Genomic DNA, 15,709 nt, shown 5'->3' on the forward strand with positions numbered 1-15,709 from the left:
CCCACGACGACGTCGTGGGGACCGGGGTCTTCCTGCGGTAGGCGGTGGGTGCCTAGTGGGTCAGCGCGCTCTTCGGGGTCTCGACCTTCTCGACACCGTCGGAGCCGACGCCCGGGAGGTTCCAGGACCGCAGCTCGGCGGTGGTCAGGTTCGCGTACGCACCGGTGAGGTTGCGCTGGTCTGCGGCCCAGTCCGGCTCCTGGTGGCCCAGGGGCTTGTTGTGGGCGGTCACGGTCTTCCGCGACGGCTTCGGCGACCAGTTCGGGGAGGAGTGCCGAGCGTAGAGGAAGGTGCCGACGATCACGAGGATGCCGATGGCGACCAGCCAGATGTTCTCGACCTGCCCGGGGTGGTTACCGAACAGCATGCCGAACATGGAGAGCCCGCCGAGGTAGCCGATGACGATCGTCGTCCGCCGGGGGAACTGGTGCCAGCCCCAGGCAGCGGACGGCTCATCCTCGGTGGAGACCCCGTTGTACACTTCCACCTTCGTGCCATGATTACCGTGATCGGCCACGTCGATATCCTCCTGAACTAGGACGGCAGTGGTCACCTGCCGAATTGTCGCTTCCATTGTGACACATGCGGGTGGCTCAGTGAACTTCCGGCCCGTCCGGGGCTCCCCCGTTTGTGTGATCACCCGGGTGAGTGCGTGCACCACCCCGTCCCCGGACCCCTGGCCGACGGTCTTCCTGACGGGCAGCTGGGGGCTTGCTGGAGGTCCTCTGGGGGAGTAGGCGGGCACCACGTCCCGGCTACCGCGCGCCACCGGCACCGTGGAACAATGGGCCGGGTGAAGAAACGAGTAGTGGTGCTCGGAAGCACCGGTTCGATCGGTACCCAGGCACTCGAGATCATCGCCCAGAACCCTGACCGCTTCGAGCTGGTCGGCGTGTCTGCCCACGGGTCGAAGCCGGACGTCCTGCTCGACCAGATCCGCACGTTCGGCCTGTCTGACCGGCAGGTGGCGGTCGCGAGCGACCGCACCGCCGACGAGATCGACCGCGAGGTGGACGGCCACGTCCTGCGCGGGGTGGACTCCTCCAGGCAGCTCGTGGAGGAGCTCACGGAGTCACTGGAGCTGGGCGCCGAGGACGTCGTCCTCAACGCGTTGGTCGGGTCGCTGGGACTGGACGCCACGCTCGCGACGCTCAACGGGTCGGCGCGGTTGGCGCTGGCGAACAAGGAGTCCCTGGTGGCCGGTGGTGAGCTCGTCCTCGCCGCGGCCGCGGAGGGCCAGCTGGTCCCGGTGGACTCCGAGCACTCGGCGATGGCGCAGTGCCTGTGGGCGGGGCGTTTCGAGGACGTGCAGTCCCTGGTGCTCACCGCCTCGGGCGGACCGTTCCGCGGGTGGACCCGCGACCAGCTCCAGGACGTGACCCCGCTCCAGGCGGCGAACCACCCGACCTGGTCGATGGGGCAGATGAACACCTTGAACTCCTCGTCGATGGTGAACAAGGGCCTCGAGCTCATCGAGGCGTCGCTGCTGTTCGACGTTCCGGCGGAGAAGATCGAGGTGACCGTGCACCCGCAGTCCATCGTCCACTCCATGGTGACCTTCCGGGACGGTGCGACGATCGCGCAGGCCTCGCCTCCGTCGATGAAACTGCCGATCAGCCTGGCACTCGGCTGGCCGGAGCGCGTCCCCGGCGCCCAGCGGGCCCTCGACTTCTCCACGGCGTCGACGTGGGAGTTCGAGCCGCTCGACGACGAGGTCTTCCCGGCGGTGCAGCTGGCCCGTCAGGCGGTGTCCGCCGGTGGGTGCATGCCGGCGGTCTACAACGCCGTCAACGAGGAGGCGGCCGTGGAGTTCCTCGCCGGTGCACTGCCGTTCCCGCGGATCGTCGACACGATCGCCGAGGTCATGGAGGACTGCGCGGCCCGGGTGGAGCGTCCCCGCGGTATCGAGGACGTCCTCGACGCCGAGCGTGAGGCACGTGCCAGGGCACACGAGAGGATGGGTCAGTGAGTTTCGCCTTCGGCGTCGTCCTCTTCGCGCTGGGTATCGGTGTCACGATCGCCCTGCACGAGGCCGGGCACATGGTGGCCGCGCGGGCGTGCGGGATGCGCGTCCGCCGCTACTTCATCGGTTTCGGCCCGACGGTGTGGTCGTTCACCCGGGGCCACACCGAGTACGGGCTCAAGGCCATCCCGTTGGGCGGTTTCTGCGACATCGCCGGGATGACCGTGAACGACCCGTGGACGGAGGAGGAAGAGCCCCACCTGATGATCCACAAGCCCGCCTGGAGGCGGGTCTTCGTGATGATGGCGGGCATCCTCGTCAACATCGTCCTCGGTGTGTTGATCATCTTCGGGGTCGCGGTGAGCTTCGGGCTGCCGTCCACCGCGCCACCCAAGGCGGAGGCCGTGGATCTGGTGTGCACGCCGGACGTCGTGGAGGAGGGTGCCACGACGGCGCCGTCCTGTACCGGAGAGGGGTCCGCCGAGGCGTCCGGGGTGCAGGTCGGCGACACCTTCCTCAGCATCGACGGCGAGCGGATCGACGGGTTCCCCGACGTCATCGCCGCCGTCCAGGAGCTGGGGAGGACCGCCGGGCAGGACGGCGTCGCACGCGGCGACACCGTGACCGTGCCGACCACCGTCGACCGCGACGGTGAACGGGTGGACCTGGATCTGCAGGTGCAGGTCGTCGAACGTGCCGGCGAGACCGTCGGCGCGATCGGTGTCCAGTTCGACGGCTCCGGGCAGATCGACGACTACACCCCGCTGACCGCGATCGGCGGCACGGCGGACTTCACCTGGAACCTCGGCAAGCAGACCGTCGAGGCGCTCATCGACCTGCCGCAGCGCTACTGGCCGGTGGTGGAGTCCATCTTCGGCGCCGAGCGGCAGGCGGACAGCCCGGTGAGCGTGGTCGGGGCGTCGCATGCGGGCGGGCAGCTGGTCGAGCAGAACCAGTGGATGGCCTTCCTGCTGCTGCTGGCGAACCTGAACTTCTTCCTCGCGGTGTTCAACCTGGTCCCGCTGCCGCCGCTGGACGGCGGCCACGCGGTCATCGTCATCTACGAGAAGCTGCGCGACCGGCTGCGGCGCCTGCGCGGCCTGGAGCCCGGCGGCCCGGTCGACTACGTCAAGGTCATGCCGGTGACCTACGTGGCCACGGGTATCCTCCTGGTCTTCGGGCTCACCGTGATCGTCGCCGACGTGGTGAACCCGCTGCAGCTGTTCCCCTAGACGCAGCGGGCGTAGACTGTACCCGTCGATCCACAAGGAAAGAAGGACTAGACCACACATGACCGGAATTTCCCTCGGTTTGCCCGACGCCCCGCCGCCCGTGCTGGCCCCCCGTCGCAAGACGCGCCAGCTCATGGTCGGCAATGTCGGCGTCGGCAGTGACTACCCCGTCAGCGTCCAGTCGATGACCACGACCAAGACGCACGACGTCAACGCGACCCTCCAGCAGATCGCACAGCTCACCGCGACCGGCTGTGACATGGTGCGCGTCGCCTGCCCGAAGACCATCGATGCCGAGGCACTGCCCGCCATCGCCAAGAAGTCCCCGATCCCGGTGATTGCCGACATCCACTTCCAGCCCAAGTACATCTTCGCCGCCATCGACGCCGGGTGCGCCGCGGTGCGGGTGAACCCGGGCAACATCAAGGAGTTCGACGGCCGCGTCAAGGAGGTCGCCAAGGCCGCCGGGGACGCAGGGATCCCCATCCGGATCGGTGTCAACGCCGGCTCCCTGGACAAGCGCATCATGGAGAAGTACGGCAAGGCCACACCCGAGGCGCTGGTGGAGTCCGCGCTGTGGGAGGCGAGCCTGTTCGAGGAGCACGGCTTCGGCGACCTGAAGATCTCCGTGAAGCACAACGACCCGGTGATCATGGTCGAGGCCTACCGGCAGCTCGCCGCGCAGTCCGACTACCCGCTGCACCTCGGGGTCACCGAGGCGGGCCCGGCCTTCCAGGGCACCATCAAGTCCGCCGTGGCCTTCGGCGCGCTGCTGGCCGAGGGCATCGGCGACACGATCCGGACCTCGCTGTCCGCCGACCCGGTCGAGGAGATCAAGGTCGGTGACCAGATCCTGCAGTCGATGAACCTGCGTCCCCGGAAGTTGGAGATCGTGTCCTGCCCGTCCTGCGGGCGGGCCCAGGTCGACGTCTACAGCCTCGCCGAGCGGGTCACCGCCGGGCTGGAGGGGATGGAGGTGCCGCTGCGCGTCGCCGTGATGGGGTGCGTGGTCAACGGCCCGGGGGAGGCGCGCGACGCCGACCTGGGTGTGGCCTCGGGCAACGGCAAGGGTCAGATCTTCGTCAAGGGCGAGGTCATCCGGACCGTCCCGGAGGACCAGATCGTGGAGGTCCTCATCGAGGAGGCCATGAAGCTCGCCGACGAGATGGACCCCGAGGTCCTCGCCGCCGCCGGTGTCACGGGGGCACCCCAGGTCAAGGTCACGTCCTAGACATCCGACCTGTGGTGGGCGATGTGCCCGTGTCTGTCCACGGAAGTGGCGCCGCGCGCTGCTAGCGTCGGAGCATGATCCAGAATCCGGGGACGCAGGCCCCGAGACGCACCACCACCGCCACCGTCCTGTGCCTGATCCTCACGGTGGTCACCGTCGCCGTCACCGCGTGCACGCCCCGGCCGGACGTCGCCGACGACCTCGTCGGTGACTTCCTCGCCGCTGTCGCGTCCCGGGACGTCGACACCGCCGGCGGACTCACCGACGACGCCGGCACAGCCTCCGCGGCGTTGGAGGAGTCGTGGGCCTCGCTGCAGGCCGAGTCCCTCGACACCGAGCTCCGCGACGTCCGCACCGAGGACAACGTCGCCACCGCGGACTACACCATGACCTGGGCGTTGCCGGGGGACCGGACGTTCAGCTACGACGCCACACTGACCGCCACCAGGACCGAGGGTGACTGGACGGTGCGGTGGCGCTCCTCCGTCCTGCATCCGGACCTCGGCTCCGACCAGCACCTGGAGTTGCGGCGTGTCGAGCCCCGGGTGGCCGACATCGTCGGTTCGGACGGGGCGGTGCTCGCGACACCGGGCACCAGGTGGCGCGTCCTGCTCGACACCGCCGAAGCCCGGCGCAACGGCGGGGTGCAGGGCACCGTCAACAGCATCGCGCGCGTACTGGACGCCGCACATGCACAGGACGAGGCGGTCCCCACCATCGACCCCGCGCGGGTGTCGGCCGCGGCGCTGGAGACGCAGGGCACCTACTCGGTGACGATGGTCCCGGGGGAGTTCGGCGACCGGGTCCAGGCGGACCTGGAGGACATCGACGGGGTGAGCATGAACGAGGAACCCGCCATGGTCCGTCCCGACCCCGGGTTCGCCCCGGACATCATGTCGCGGGTGACCCAGCTGGTGGAACCCGAACTCGCCGGCGACGCCGGGTGGGAGGTCGTGGCGGTGAACCAGAACGCCTCGGTGGTGCGCACGATGGAGCGCACCCCGGCCACGCCCGCGCCCGCGGTCAGGGTGAGCCTGTCCCGTCAGGTGCAGGAGGCCGCCCAGAAGGCCGTCGACACGCGCCCGGACGACCAGGCGATGATGGTGGTGATGCGACCGTCGACCGGCGAGGTCCTGGCCGTCGCGCAGACCGAGGAGGCGGACAAGCAGGGCGACGTCGCACTCTCCGGCCAGTACCCGCCGGGTTCCACCTTCAAGGTGATCACCGCCGCGGCAGGGCTGGAGAAGGAGAACCTCAGCGCCGACTCGACCGTGGCGTGCCCGGCGACCCAGGACATCGGCGGGCGTGTCGTCACCAACTACAACTCCTTCTCCCTGGGGCAGACCTCGATGCGCAACGCATTCGCGCAGTCCTGCAACACCACCTTCGCCCGGATCTCCACCGACATGGCCCCCGGCGAGCTCCGGGACGAGGCCCGGAAGTTCGGCCTGGGCCGCGACTACGACATCCCGGGTCTGACCACCGTGACCGGGCAGGTGCCGGAGGGTGAGGTCATGCTGGACCGTACCGAGGCCGGCTACGGTCAGGGCAACGACCTGGCCAGCCCCTTCGGGATGGCGTTGGTCGCCGCGACCGCCGCGAACGGGAAGACCCCGGTGCCGACGCTGATCGACACCGGCGACGTCCACACACTCGACGGTGACGGGAAGAAGGCCGTCGAGGGTGAGCCGCTGGACCCCCGGGTCCTGGGCAACCTGCGCGACATGATGCGCGCGGTCGTGACCAGCGGATCGGGAACGGCGATCTCCGGTGCCGGCGAGGTGTACGGCAAGACCGGTGAGGCCGAGATCAACGAGGGCTCCCACGCCTGGTTCATGGGGTACCGGGGTGACCTGGCCTTCGCCACGATGATCGTGCTGGGAGGAGGGTCGGAGCACTCCGTGGCGGTGACCCAGCAGTTCTTTTCCCATCTGGACGGGGAGTAGGCTGGGACCCCATGAGTAGAGCGCTTCTGACCCCCGGCACACCCACCCCGATCCGTCACGTCCCGGACGGCATCGAACGTCCTGAGTACGTGTGGAAGGACTCCGTCCGGGAGAATGTCGGCGAGCCGTGGATCCAGACCCCGGAGGTCGTCGAGGCGATGCGCGAGTCGTCGAGGATCGCCGCGGGCGCGCTGTCGGCCGCCGGCGCCGTGGTGGCGCCCGGTGTGACGACCGACGAGATCGACCGGGTGGCACACGAGTACATGTGTGACCACGGCGCGTACCCGTCCTGCCTCGGGTACCGTGGCTTCCCGAAGGCCACCTGCATCAGCCTCAACGAGATCGTCTGCCACGGCATCCCCGACAGCACGGTGGTGCAGGACGGTGACATCGTGAACATCGACGTCACCGCCTACAAGAACGGCGTCCACGGGGACACCAATGCCACGTTCCTCGCCGGGGACGTCGCCGAGGAGCACCGTCTGCTCGTTGAGCGCACCTATGCGGCGATGTGGCGTGGTATCAAGGCGGTGAAGCCGGGCCGGGAGATCAACGTGATCGGGCGGGTGATCGAGGCCTACGCGAAACGCTTCGGCTACTCCGTGGTCCGCGACTTCACCGGTCACGGCGTGGGGCCGACGTTCCACAACGGCCTGGTGGTGCTGCACCACGACGAACCGTCCTACAACACGGTCCTGGAGCCGGGGATGACGCTGACGATCGAGCCGATGCTCAACCTGGGCGACCTGCCCTACGACATCTGGGACGACGACTGGACGGTGCAGAACAGGGACGGGAAGTGGTCTGCCCAGTTCGAGCACACGATGGTCGTCACCGAGAGTGGCGTGGACGTGCTGACGCTGCGCCAGGACGAGAAGGACCAGACCGCGAAATAGCACGTCCGGCGTCGGCGACTCCGGTAGTGTGTTGGGGTATGAACGCATCTCACGCGGAATCAACGGCGACGTCGACAGAGGGGCCGACCAGGATGGTGCGCCCCGGTGAGAAGGTCCCGGGGATGCGGGAGACCGGTGTGGTCAACCACCTGATCGCCCGCATCGGGGCGAAGGTCCAGGGGACGGAGACCATGGGGGTGTTCTCCACGATCGGGCGGGCACGGAGGATGTTCGTGCCGTGGCTGGTCTACTCGGCGACGATGATGCCTTTCGGCTACCTGTCGCGCAAGGAGACCGAGCTGGTGATCCTGCGGGTGGCTCACCTCAAGGGGTCGGAGTACGAGGCGGCGCACCACCGGAAGCTCGGTGCCTCGGTGGGGCTGAGTGCTGAGGAGATCACGGCGATGGAGGGTGAGTCACACGGGCAGACCCGGCGGCGCGGTGTGATCCTCGATGCCGCCGAGCAGATCGTCCTGGAGGGCGAGGTGGACGAGTCGACGTGGTCGGCGTTGGCGAGCTACCTGTCGGACCGGGAGATCGTGGCGTTGGTGATGCTGGTGACGAACTACGCCGGGCTTGCGACGGCACTGTCGGTGCTGGGTACGCCGGTCGACCGTAAGAGGAACCGGTAACCGTAGTTTTGCCTCTGGACGTTGTCGTGGATGTGGGTTACCCTGTGTGGGTCTGACCCGACGGGGTGTGGGCGGGGGCTGTGGGGAACGGTCCCCTGGGATATCGAGAAGGGGTGGGGTGGGGCCTATGGTCCACCAGGATTCTGTTGTGGGGGATGACGGTTCGCACCGGTTGCTTGTGGTGCCGTGCGCGTTGGTGGTGCTGGTCCTTGTGCTGTTGGTGACGGCGTGTTCGTCGGCTGGGGGAGATCCGGGGCAAGGGGAGGAGGGTGCCTCTGTTACCGGGGTGCAGGCTGGAGGTGCCGATGCTGGCGGAATCGAGTCGGTGGCGCCGGGCCGGGGGCATGTGGCCCAGGGGGTGATTGCGGAGCCGGTGGTGTCTGAGGACGGCCGGATGCTGCAGCCGGAGGGGCACACGGGGCTCTGGTTCGAGACAGAACCGGCTGATCCGCTGGAGAAGCTGGTCTACGAGTCGCAGCGGTTCGTGGGGCAGCCGGTTGCTCTGGAACCGATCGGGGATCGGGCACTACTGCCGCAGTGGGAGGACATGCCCGACCCGTGCAATCCCGAGGTGCTCCGGAGGATGGGGGAGCTTGGGGTGGAGGTGATTGTGGACACTGAGGTGGGTACGGGGCTCACACTTTGTGGCTTTTTGTCAGATAGTGAGGGTGTATTCTCTTCTTTTGGATTCGAGTTTGGATTTGTGAATGACCGTTCCGTTTATAAAGGATTTCAAATTTCTCCAAGTGATTACAGGGACGGCTTTCTGACTGCAGTCCCGTCCGATCTGTTTTCTTCGTTGGGGTGCGTTGCTATACTTGATGAGGCTTTCCATGGATACTCCGCGGTGGCGACATCGTCCATGGCTGGCGATGAAGGGGGTTGCATTAATTCAATGCGAGCTCTTCAGGTTGGCGTTAATTTAACTGGGGGGAATGATGAGTTTGAAGTTTGATGCTGATAGCCTGTCTATTGTCGTTCGAAAAGTTATCGAGGCAGGGAGCAGTCTGCGTGTTGGTGGAAACATGGGGGCCGTTTCGGCATCGTTCACGACATCCCCGGCCCTCGGTGCGGTGGCGGCGCAGTATGTGTCCTATCTCGGGGGCCATCCAGGATCGCTGCTCGTTGCCACGAATGCTGCGACTACGAACGTCCAGTGGCTGCATGATTCGTTAGCGCCGTTGATCCGTGCACTGACGGAGCAGGAGTACCTGTCCGTGGATGCCTTCACCGGGATGCTGAACTTTACCGACGCCCCGGAGAAGGAGGTCCAGTTCGGGATGCCCCCGCGTCCGGAAATCCCGGTGCTCGACCTTGCCTACGTGCCGCCTGTCGCTGCAGTCGAGGCGGCGACACCATTGAAGGCGCTCACGGCCATGTTCGCCGGAGACGACAGCGGTATCATCGCGGCATCCGAATCCTGGGCCTCGGCCAGCAAACGCATGCTACAGGCCTCGGAGTCACTGCAGAGTGCCGCCGCGATCCTCGCCGGGACCACGGAAGGCAGCGCGTTCCACATGGCAGAGCGTGCCATCACGACGGTCTCCACCCAATGTGCGACCGTTGCGGCGAACTCCACCGCCATGGCGAGTTCCATGCTGCAGTTGCCACCCATCAGGGCGGCGGCGCATGCCCAGCTCATCGCCATGGAAGCAGAGCTCGCAGCTGAAGCTGCAGCGGCAGGGGCCGCCACCGGAGGTACGGGGGCCGCCGCTGTCGCCGCGAAATCCCAGGCTCAGGTCGCCGCCTTCGTGGCCGGGTACCTGCAGCCCGCACTGGATACCGCGCGCCCCATGGTCACGAACCTCTCGGTCCCGGTGGCCAACCACACCGGTGGCGGCTCCCTGCACGCCGGTGGTGCCGATACACTGGCAGCTCAGGAGACGATCACCCAGGTCGCAGGTGGTGCGACCGCCCCCGGTGCAACCCAGGCGGCCGCGCAGCCCAATGGCGTCACCCCGCAGACCGGGCAGGTCGCAACCGCCCCCGCAGGTGCTACGCAGGCGGCTCCGGTCGGCAACACGGTGACCGGGCCTGCCGGAGCAGTCCACGGCACACCCGGTGCAGCCCAGGCAGCCACGCCAGCCTCGGTGACCCCTGTGCGCCCGGGTGCGCCGACCGCAGGAGGACAAGGTGTCGGTACCGGACGGCAGGCGATGGCGACCACGGGGCCGCAAGGAGGTACCCGGGGTGTGCCGGGCAGGGTTCCCCAGCCGTTGCTCCCACGGGCGATGACCGGTGTCGGCACCGGCGTTCCCTCGGCGGGGCCGGGTGCGGGGGCCGGCCCGCACACGGGTCCAGGTGCCAGCAGCTCCCAGAACGGTGCAGGGGCACGGGGCGCCGGTCCCGGGGCCGGGGGAGGGATGGTGCCGTCCGGACAAGGCCAGGGGAATCACGGTCGCCGCGCCGGTGGTGCGGGAGGTGCCGGGGCCGCTCCACTCGGCGGTGGCGGGCAGAAGGGTGCTGGTAGCCCGCACGGCAAGCAGGCGTCGGCGAGCTCATTGTTCGGCGGGAAGCGGGGCACGAGGGGAGCGGGCCGTACGGGTGGCTCCCTGCTGGAGACCTACTTCCGTCGGCAGTTCCTCGGGGAAAAAGCCACGACCGTGAAGAAGGTCATCCGGTAGGCTGCGCGACGTCGGTCCGCCCGGCGTCGCGACGCCTACGCTGAAAGCCCGGGGCACTGTCGGTTCTCACCATGAAAAACCGACATCGCCCCGGGCTTTCAGCGTGGGTGCTCAGCGTGGGCGTTACTGGGCGTCGACCGGATCCTCACCGTCGACGATCTCCAGCTGGTCGCGGAGCTGCTCCAGCAGCCACGCGTTCGACAGCGACGAGGGGATGTTCAACGCGGCCATCACCGCCTTGTTGTCCTCCACGACGGCACCGGAGGCGACCTGCGGCAACTGGTCGTAGCCCGGGATGGCGCGGATCTTGTCCATGCCCTCGGTGGCGTACATGCCCATGAAGTTCGCCGCCAGGTCGGAGACCCGCTCGTACGAGATGGGCGCACGGCCGGCCTCGATCTTCAGCGAACCGTCGGTGAAGGAGGCGGGCAGCGTCATGCCCAGCCGTGAGTAGAACTTGTTGGCGATGTTGTCCTCACCTGCGATGGCGACGAACTGGCCACCACGGTCCTGCACGGTCAGGGCTGTCTTGCCCTCCAGGCCCGGCAGTTCCTCGCGCACCGCGGCGAAAGCCTCCTCGTCGGCGTCGATGACCTCCTGGGCCTTGTCCTCCATGCCGTAGATCTCGGCCAGTGCCTTCAGCTGCGGCTCCCAGTTGGCGTCCTGGTCCATACCCGGCAGCACGTCGGTGACCTTCGACAACTCGTTGTAGGCGTCCTCCTTGATCCGGTAGGTGTCGCCGACGACGAGGTCCGGGTCGTGTGCCACGACCTCCTCGAGGGGGAACTCCTCGGACATCGGGATGCGCTCGACGCCGTCGAGCTGGGGGTTCTTCCAGTCGGCGTCGGCGTCGTCGCCGCGCTCGACGATGACGTCCGGGGTGATGCCCAGGGCCAGGAGGCTGTCCACCGCCGTGCCGATGGCCACGACCTTCTCCGGGTTGGTGTGGTAGGTGGCCTCGCCGTACATGTTCTCGATGGTGACCTCGGACTGCTCGGCGCCGGCGCTGTCGGAGGTGCCGTTGCCGGAGTCGGACTCCGATCCGGAGTCCTCGGAGGTGCACCCGGTGAGGACGAGGCCGCCGACCAGGGCTGTGGCGGCGAGCGTCCGGCGGAGCGAGCGTGAGGGGAGTCGGCGGGCGGTGTGCAGCATGGCGGGGTGTTCCTGTCTGCCCGGTGGAGGGCTGGGCTGTTGTCTGAACGACGAACTAGTAACTGTAGCCTACGGTAACTTCTGGTAGGCCGAGCCAAACCTACTACAGGCGAAACGTCGCCGACAAGGGTGTGACACCGGCGTACCCCCACCGTTGCGGCCCGGACAGCGGCTCTACGCGGGCATCATCTGTCCAGGCCAGCGAAGAACTCCCAGATCGCCCCCGGTCCGTCGAAGCGCGCACCGCCGTCGTTGCCCCAGCGCCCGGTGGCGGTGGGGAAGGAGTGGCCGCTGTGCTCCACGGCGATGAGCCGGACCGGGTGGTCGCCGTCCCACGTCGTGATCTCGGCGTCACCGTCGCGCACGGTCGCCGGAGTCCTGCCGACGGGCCAGCCGTTGCAGGAGGCGAACCACCCGGCGCTGTCCCGGGCCGAGCGGACCTCGCCCCGGCTCTCGGCGGAGGGGCCGGCGCCGACCACGACCTCGCCGCCGTCGAAGGGGTTCATCGGGTCCTCACGGCCCTGGATGAAGATCACCGGCACCGGCTCACCGGAGTCCGTGCAGGCCAGGTTGTCGTCGACCGGGATGTTCGCGTTCACCGAGGCGATGCCGGAGACCAGGTCCGGGGCCTCGAAGGCCAGCCGCTGGGCCATGCTCCCGCCGCTGGAGAACCCGATGGCGAAGGTGCGGTCGACGTCGACGGTGTCCGGCCCGAGGTCGCGGTGAATGTCCTCCACGACGGTGCGCATCAGCCCGACGTCGTCGAGGTTGCTTGCCTTGGCAGGCCAGTCGCCGGCGGTGCGGCACTCGTTCCAGTTGTTGCGGTGACCGTCGACGTAGGCGACGACGACGTTCTCCCGGTCAGCGGTCTCCTCGAGATCGGGGCCGATGCCGGACCGGATGCCGTCCCCGGTGTCCCCGGTGCCGTGGATCACCAGGACGACCGGCATGGGGCGGGACGCCGCACCTTCCCGGGCGGGCGTGTAGACGGTCCAGGTGCGCTCGATGCCGTCGACGGTGGTGGAGTGGGAGGTGACACCGCCGTCGCGACCCGGATGTGGGGCGGACGTGCAGGCGGCCACGGACAACGCCGTCGTCAGGAGTGCGCCGGCGACCGCCGCTCGGCCGCACCCGCGTGTCGGGTCGGTGCTGCCCATCGGTCACCCCCTGGGGGCTGGAGTGGTGTCGGCGACTGCCCGTGTACCCACACGGTACAGCAGGGCGGTGGGGAGGTGTTCGCGTTGCTGGGCGGGCACCCGGAGCTCGCGGACCCGCGGTTCGCACGGGTCCGGGACTACGACGACGACCACGGGACGTCGCTCGTGGAGAGCCTGGAGGCGTACCTCGCCGCAGGCATGAATGTCCGGGACGCCGCCGCCGTGCTGACGGTGCACCCGAATACGTTGCGGTACCGGGTGGACCGTGCCCAGCAGTTGTCGGGGCTGGACCTGGGGGATCCCGGGGACCGGTTGTTGACGGAGTTGCAGCTCGGGTTACGGCGCTGAATCCGGCGGTGTCCAGGTCGTGTAGTCGGGGAGTGGCACGTCCTGTGGAGGTGTGGTGGTGATGAGGGCCAGGAACTCCGCGGCGGCGGGCGACAGGGTGCGGGTGGTGTCGACCAGAACGCCGATCCTGCGGGTGACGGGTTCTCCGCGGAACGGGCGGAGGACGACCCCGGACACACGGGTCATCGGGATCACGAAGCCGGGCACGGCGGAGATGCCGAGGTTCGCCGCACACAGTCCGGCGACCGCGGAGATCGTCCCGGCGGTCACGGTCTGGGAGGGCAGGATGCCGCGTGCCGCGAGCTCACGGTCGGTGATGCGGCGCACCGAGCTGGCCTCGGTGAAGGAGACGAACGAGCGACCGGCCAGGTCGGCCCAGTCGATACCGGGTTTCTGCGCCAGCGGATGGGTGGCCGGCAGGATGCAGGCGAACCGTTCCTCGGCGACGGGGGAGAACCGGAAGTGCTCCGGCAGGGTGCCGACGAGTTCGGGGTCCTCGGCGGTGATGGCGAGGTCCACCGTGCCGTAGCGGCATTCCTCGACGATGTTCGCCGCCATGAGGTCCCGGAGGTCGACGCCGACATTGGGGAAGGACCGGCGGAACCGGTCGATGAAGTTCGGCAGCAGGGTCGCCGCCAGTGACGGCAGGGTCGCCAACCTCAGTTGTCCGGCGGGGCCGCTGAGGTAGCCGGAGAAGTTGTTCATCTCCCGGTCGTAGGTCTCCAGGATGACCCGCGCGCCGCGCAGGAACTCCGCGCCGGTGTCGGTGAGGGAGAAGCTCCTCGTGGTCCGCTCGAACAGGCGGGTCGACGCGGCTTTCTCGACCTGGGAGACGATCCGGCTCAACGAGGACTGGGACTGGCTCAACCGGTCGGCGGCGGGGGTGAAGCCGCCCTGTTCCGCGATGCAGACGATGACCCGCATCTGCTCCACCGTGACCTCATTTATCCTCACAATGCAACAATATATGCAAGATTGTTGTTTGACGCAACTAAATCTGCCTGGCGATAATGAGGTCGTTCATGCGACCCACGTCACAGGACGTGGGCCGGTGGTTACGTCGATTGGAGAGCCACGTGCTTGCTCTGTTCGGATTCCTCACGGTGGGGATCTTCCTGGCGCTCACCCTGTTCACCCGGACGTCGGTCCTGGTGGGTCTGGTACTCGTGCCGATCATCTTCGCTGTCCTCGCCGGGCGAGGGGGCGATCTGGGCGAGTTCATCGGCGACGGCCTCCTGCAGGTCGCCCCCATCGCGGTGATGATGACCTTCGCCATCCTGTTCTTCGCGGTCATGATGGAGGCCGGCCTGTTCGACCCGCTGATCCGACGTATCGTCGGGTGGGCCAAGGGCGACCCGGTCAAGATCGCGATCGGTACCGCGCTGGTCACCATGTGCGTCCACCTCGACGGCGACGGTGCGGCGACCTTCCTGATCACCCTGTCGGCGTTCCTGCCGGTCTACCGACGCATCGGGATGCGGCCGCTGGCGCTCACCGCCATCGTCGCCCTCGGCGCCGGTCTGATGAACATGCTGCCCTGGGGAGGCCCCACGTTGCGCGCCATGGCCGCCCTCGACCTCACGGCCTCGGAGGTCTTCGTCCCGATGGTCGTCCCGATGATTGCCGGTGGGCTGTGGGTGCTCGTCGCCAGCTACATCATCGGGCGTATGGAGCGGAAACGGTTGGGGACGATCACCCTGGACGCAGCGGCCCCGGCAGTGGCCCCCGCCCCGGTCGCCCCGGTCGCCCCAGTCTCCGTGGGCTCCGCAGGCGACGGCACCGATGCGGACTGGACCCCGGCCGACGCGTCCCCTGCCGACGAGGCGCACGCGGACGACGACCACGCCCGGCGCGACCACGGCGTGCCGCGGTGGCGGATGGCCGTCAACGTGGTCCTCACCCTCGCACTGGTGGCGGTCCTGTTCACCCACACGGTACCGATGGAGGTCTGCTTCATCGTGGCGTTCACCGTCGCGGCGTGCGTGAACATCCCGAAGTGGAGGGACCAGCAGCAGCTGTTCCGGGACCACGGGGCGAACGTGGTCCTGGTGACGTCCATGGTGTTCGCCGCCGGGGTATTCACCGGTGTGCTGGGCAACACCGGCATGATCGAGAACATGGCGCGGACCCTGGCGGACGTGATCCCGGAGAGCTTCGGCGGTGTGCTGCCGGTCCTGGTGGCGGTCGTGTCGATGCCGTTGAGCCTGGTGTTCACCCCGGACGCGTTCTACTTCGGTGTGATGCCGGTGTTCGCCCACACCGCCGAGGTCATGGGGGTCGACCCGGCGATGATCGCCCGCGGTGCGATCTCCGGGCAGATGACCACCGGTTTCCCGCTGAGCCCGCTGACGGCCTCCACGTTCATCCTGATCGGCATGGCGAAGGTCGAACTGGGCAAACACCAGCGTTTCACGTTCCTCTGGGCCTGGGGAACCACCCTGGTGATTACCGTGACCGCCGTGCTCACCGGTGCCCTGACGTTCTGATGTTCTGACGTTCCGACGTTCCGACGACATAGGAGAGTTCTT

Annotated in this window: 14 protein-coding genes; 10 read left to right on the top strand and 4 right to left on the bottom strand. The window is 68.1% G+C overall.

All coding sequences use genetic code 11. The features are described from left to right. Positions 1-52: 52 nt before the first annotated feature. A complete protein-coding gene (locus MUN33_RS12165) occupies positions 53-517 on the bottom strand; it encodes a DUF2631 domain-containing protein (RefSeq protein ID WP_244805183.1) in 465 nt (154 codons plus the stop codon). Positions 518-784: 267 nt separating this feature from the next. Here MUN33_RS12165 and dxr point away from each other — a divergent pair, with 267 nt between their 5' ends. The 8 genes from dxr (at position 785) to MUN33_RS12205 (ending at position 10,524) form a co-directional block, all read left to right on the top strand. After that, positions 785-1,969, top strand: a complete 1,185-nt coding sequence (dxr, locus tag MUN33_RS12170) for a 1-deoxy-D-xylulose-5-phosphate reductoisomerase (RefSeq protein WP_244805184.1) — start codon at positions 785-787, stop codon at positions 1,967-1,969. Further along, complete coding sequence (locus MUN33_RS12175) at positions 1,966-3,195, top strand: M50 family metallopeptidase (protein WP_244805185.1); 1,230 nt, start codon at positions 1,966-1,968, stop codon at positions 3,193-3,195. Before dxr ends, MUN33_RS12175 begins: the two co-directional genes overlap by 4 nt. A 58-nt stretch (positions 3,196-3,253) precedes the next feature. Further along, on the top strand, positions 3,254-4,426 hold the full coding sequence (ispG, locus tag MUN33_RS12180; protein ID WP_244805186.1) for a flavodoxin-dependent (E)-4-hydroxy-3-methylbut-2-enyl-diphosphate synthase: 1,173 nt from the start codon (positions 3,254-3,256) through the stop codon (positions 4,424-4,426). A gap of 74 nt (positions 4,427-4,500) precedes the next feature. Then, on the top strand, positions 4,501-6,372 hold the full coding sequence (locus MUN33_RS12185; protein WP_244805187.1) for a penicillin-binding transpeptidase domain-containing protein: 1,872 nt from the start codon (positions 4,501-4,503) through the stop codon (positions 6,370-6,372). Between the two features lie 11 nt (positions 6,373-6,383). Continuing rightward, complete coding sequence (gene map / locus MUN33_RS12190; RefSeq protein ID WP_244805188.1) at positions 6,384-7,268, top strand: type I methionyl aminopeptidase; 885 nt, start codon at positions 6,384-6,386, stop codon at positions 7,266-7,268. 38 nt (positions 7,269-7,306) lie between these two features. After that, positions 7,307-7,900 (top strand): carboxymuconolactone decarboxylase family protein, encoded by a 594-nt coding sequence (locus tag MUN33_RS12195; protein WP_244805189.1) that lies wholly within the window; start codon positions 7,307-7,309, stop codon positions 7,898-7,900. Between the two features lie 394 nt (positions 7,901-8,294). Continuing rightward, complete coding sequence (locus MUN33_RS12200; protein ID WP_244805190.1) at positions 8,295-8,855, top strand: hypothetical protein; 561 nt, start codon at positions 8,295-8,297, stop codon at positions 8,853-8,855. Positions 8,856-9,081: 226 nt separating this feature from the next. Then, positions 9,082-10,524 (top strand): hypothetical protein, encoded by a 1,443-nt coding sequence (locus tag MUN33_RS12205; RefSeq protein WP_244805191.1) that lies wholly within the window; start codon positions 9,082-9,084, stop codon positions 10,522-10,524. Positions 10,525-10,647: 123 nt separating this feature from the next. Here MUN33_RS12205 and MUN33_RS12210 read toward each other — a convergent pair whose 3' ends face one another. Both MUN33_RS12210 and MUN33_RS12215 read right to left on the bottom strand, forming a co-directional pair. Further along, positions 10,648-11,676 (bottom strand): ABC transporter substrate-binding protein, encoded by a 1,029-nt coding sequence (locus MUN33_RS12210; RefSeq protein WP_244805192.1) that lies wholly within the window; start codon positions 11,674-11,676, stop codon positions 10,648-10,650. Positions 11,677-11,861: 185 nt separating this feature from the next. Continuing rightward, complete coding sequence (locus MUN33_RS12215) at positions 11,862-12,833, bottom strand: CE1 family esterase (RefSeq protein ID WP_244805193.1); 972 nt, start codon at positions 12,831-12,833, stop codon at positions 11,862-11,864. Between the two features lie 75 nt (positions 12,834-12,908). Between MUN33_RS12215 and MUN33_RS12220 the strand changes: the two genes are divergently transcribed. Then, a complete protein-coding gene (locus MUN33_RS12220; protein WP_244805194.1) occupies positions 12,909-13,181 on the top strand; it encodes a PucR family transcriptional regulator in 273 nt (90 codons plus the stop codon). On the opposite strand, the gene MUN33_RS12225 is transcribed toward MUN33_RS12220, so the two are convergent. Continuing rightward, positions 13,170-14,135 (bottom strand): LysR family transcriptional regulator, encoded by a 966-nt coding sequence (locus MUN33_RS12225; protein ID WP_244805195.1) that lies wholly within the window; start codon positions 14,133-14,135, stop codon positions 13,170-13,172. The genes MUN33_RS12220 and MUN33_RS12225 overlap by 12 nt on opposite strands. A gap of 122 nt (positions 14,136-14,257) precedes the next feature. Here MUN33_RS12225 and MUN33_RS12230 point away from each other — a divergent pair, with 122 nt between their 5' ends. Further along, entirely contained in the window at positions 14,258-15,667 is a 1,410-nt protein-coding gene (locus MUN33_RS12230) for a CitMHS family transporter (RefSeq protein WP_244805196.1), read from the top strand. Positions 15,668-15,709: the final 42 nt, after the last annotated feature.

The sequence above is a fragment of the Corynebacterium kalidii genome, assembly GCF_022869005.1.
Classification (GTDB): domain Bacteria; phylum Actinomycetota; class Actinomycetes; order Mycobacteriales; family Mycobacteriaceae; genus Corynebacterium; species Corynebacterium kalidii.